Source organism: Dietzia sp. B19, from assembly GCF_014145155.1.
Classification (GTDB): Bacteria; Actinomycetota; Actinomycetes; order Mycobacteriales; family Mycobacteriaceae; genus Dietzia; species Dietzia natronolimnaea.
Genome location: NZ_JAALED010000360.1, coordinates 1 through 2,367 on the forward strand (window position 1 = coordinate 1; position 2,367 = coordinate 2,367).

The window sequence follows — 2,367 nt, forward strand, 5'->3', positions numbered from 1 at the left end:
GCGGGGTCGTGGCCCGGGGACTCGGCCGCTCGTACGGGGACAGCGCGCAGAACTCCGGCGGCCTCGTGCTGGACATGAGCCGCTTCAACCGCATCCACGAGCTCAACGCCGAGAAGGCGCTCGCCGTGGTCGACGCCGGTGTGAACCTGGACCAGCTCATGCGCGCCGCCCTGCCGTTCGGCCTGTGGGTGCCGGTCCTGCCGGGCACGCGCCAGGTCACCGTGGGCGGGGCGATCGGACACGACATCCACGGCAAGAACCACCACTCGGCGGGGTCGTTCGGCAACCACGTCACCCGGATGGAGCTGCTCGTCGCGGACGGCCGGGTCCTCACCCTCGAGCCCGGCGGGACGTCCGACGACCCCGGGGGCACGCTCTTCTGGGCCACGGTGGGCGGCAACGGCCTCACCGGCGTGGTCCTCAAGGTGTGGATCGCCATGACCCGCACCGAGACCGCCTTCTTCCTGGCCGACTCCGATCAGACGGCCTCGCTCGACGAGACCATCGCGCTGCACACCGACGGCTCCGAGTCGAGGTACACCTACTCCTCGGCGTGGTTCGACGCGATCAGCGCACCCCCGAAGCTCGGTCGCGCGGCGGTGTCCCGCGGTTCGCTCGCCACGCTGGCCCAGCTCGAGGAGTACGCACCCAAGCTCGCCAGGGACCCGCTGGCCATGAACGCCAAGCCGCTGGTCACGTTCCCGGACGTGTTCCCCAACGGCCTGGCCAACAAGTACACGTTCGGCCCCATCGGCGAGGTCTACTACCGCCTCGGCGGCACCTCGCGGAACAAGATCAAGACCCTCCCGGCCTTCTATCACATGCTCGATCTGTTCGGGGAGTGGAACCGCGCGTACGGGTCCGACGGCTTCCTGCAGTACCAGTTCATCGTCCCGCCCGGGGCGGTCGACGGGTTCAAGGAGATCATCGGCGACATCCAGCGGTCGGGCCACTACTCGTTCCTCAACGTGTTCAAGCTCTTCGGACCCGGCAACCAGGCCCCGCTCTCGTTCCCCATGGAGGGGTGGAACGTGTGCGTGGACTTCCCCATCAACGACCGCCTGAACGCGTTCGTCAACGAGCTCGACGCCAAGGTCATGTCGATGGGCGGCCGGCTCTACACCGCCAAGGACTCGCGGGTCCCTGCCGAGCGTTTCCACGCCATGTACCCGCAGATCGACTCGTGGATCGCCACGCGCCGTGGGATCGACCCCCACGGGGTCTTCGTCTCCGACATGGGCCGTCGTCTCGAACTGCTCTGACCCGGGGGCTGTACAGGCGGTCGTCGGCGGGCCCACAATAGGGTGACCCCGGACGACGAGGGTCGCCCGGAGGCCGATCGGGAGTCCGCCATGATCCTCCGCACCGTCGCCGCCGCCGTCGTCCTCGTCGCCGTCTCCCCGCCGTCCACCGCGTGGAGACGGGCACCGCGGAGGCCGCCCCCGGCACCTCCCGGGGTCCGCCCACCCCCACGGGGTACGCGCCCCGCCGGGTAGTCCCGGCCACCTTCCCCGTTCCGGCGGGAAGGCCTCGGTAGACTCCTGCGCATGATCAATGCCGTCGGCGTCCCCCAGACCCTGCTCCTGCTCGGAGGCACCTCCGAGATCGGCCTGGCGATCTGCGGGGAGTACCTCCAGCAGGGGCCGATGCGCGTGGTGCTGGCCTGCCTCCCCGGAGACCCGGGCATCGAGGACGCGCGCGCCGAGATGACGGCCGCCGGGGCCACCGCCGTCGACGTGGTGGACTTCGACGCCGCCGCCACCGACTCCCACCCGGCCGCCTTCGAGCAGATCTTCGCCGGGGGCGACGTCGACGTGGCCATCGTGGCGTTCGGCCTGCTCGGGGAGAACGAGGAACTCTGGTCCGATCAGCGCAAGGCCGTGCAGATCGCCCAGGTCAACTACACCGGCGCCGTCTCGGTGGGCGTGCTGCTCGCCGAGCGGATGAAGACGCAGGGATACGGCCGGATCATCGCCATGAGTTCGGCCGCCGGGCTCCGCGCCCGCCGCTCCAACTTCGTCTACGGCTCCACCAAGGCCGGGCTCGACTCCTTCTACACGGGCCTGGGCTACGCGCTCGACGAGTACGGGGTGGACGTCCTGGTGATCCGCCCGGGTCAGGTCCGCACCCGCATGTCCGCGCACGTCAAAGAGGCACCGCTCACCATCAACAAGGACGACGTCGCCCGCATCGCGGTCAAGAAGTCCGGGGCGGGCAAGGGCGCCGTCTTCGCCCCCGCCGCGTTCGGCGGCGTCATGGCCGTGCTCACCCACGTGCCGCGCCCGATCTTCCGCAAGCTCCCCTTCTGACCATGCCGGTGGCGCTCCGGGGGCCGGGCCTGGCGGCCGCGGCGACGCTGCTGGCCGC

General features: G+C 70.5%; 2 protein-coding genes. Both read left to right on the forward strand.

The window, feature by feature from the left end; genetic code table 11:
- Positions 1-1,262, forward strand: a 1,262-nt coding sequence (locus G6020_RS10810) for an FAD-binding oxidoreductase (RefSeq protein WP_182610631.1), incomplete at its 5' end; no start/stop codon positions are given.
- Positions 1,263-1,547: 285 nt separating this feature from the next.
- Positions 1,548-2,309 carry a decaprenylphospho-beta-D-erythro-pentofuranosid-2-ulose 2-reductase gene (locus tag G6020_RS10815; RefSeq protein ID WP_095717082.1) on the forward strand — a complete coding sequence of 254 codons (762 nt, stop codon included), beginning with the start codon at positions 1,548-1,550 and terminating at the stop codon, positions 2,307-2,309.
- Positions 2,310-2,367: the final 58 nt, after the last annotated feature.